Source organism: Arthrobacter sp. GMC3, assembly GCF_002929305.1.
Lineage (GTDB): Bacteria > Actinomycetota > Actinomycetes > Actinomycetales > Micrococcaceae > Specibacter.
In genome coordinates, this window is sequence record NZ_PJIO01000150.1 from 1 (window position 1) to 532 (window position 532).

Genomic DNA, 532 nt, shown 5'->3' on the forward strand with positions numbered 1-532 from the left:
AGAACAGATGCGCGAAGCCGTCAAACGCACCAACGGCAAGGCGCTACTGGAAGTGTCTGGCAACGTCACTGACAAAACACTGCGTGAATTTGCCGAAACGGGCGTGGACTTTATCTCCGTCGGTGCGTTAACTAAACACGTACAAGCACTCGACCTTTCAATGCGTTTTCGCTAATAGTTGACAGATTTATCCGCTCCATCGCGGGCGGATAATCTCCCCTTCCCCAACTTTCTTCGTAACGCCTCGCAAATTTCTTGTCTTTCGCTGCAACGAAATAAAAAACCTCGGAATCTGCTTTCCCGTTTCGTTTTTTGCCCCTCGCCTGTGCTGATGGCGTTTGCCAAAGTAGCGCCAACCAAATCAAGGAGCGAAACAGATGGACAAGCAACGCGGTTTACACTTATCGAACTGATGGTGGTTATTGGCATCATTGCCATTTTAAGCGCCATTGGTATTCCCGCTTATCAAAACTACCTGCGCAAAGCCGCACTCACCGACACGCTACAAACCTTTGTGCCTTACCGTACCGCC

2 protein-coding genes are annotated in these 532 nt (G+C 49.8%); both read left to right on the forward strand.

Going from position 1 to position 532, the window contains the following annotated elements:
- Positions 1-7: 7 nt before the first annotated feature.
- Positions 8-175 carry a hypothetical protein gene (locus tag CXQ94_RS24080; protein ID WP_258067318.1) on the forward strand — a complete coding sequence of 56 codons (168 nt, stop codon included), beginning with the start codon at positions 8-10 and terminating at the stop codon, positions 173-175.
- A gap of 156 nt (positions 176-331) precedes the next feature.
- Positions 332-532, forward strand: a 201-nt coding sequence (locus CXQ94_RS24085) for a prepilin-type N-terminal cleavage/methylation domain-containing protein (RefSeq protein ID WP_368665593.1), incomplete at its 3' end; no start/stop codon positions are given.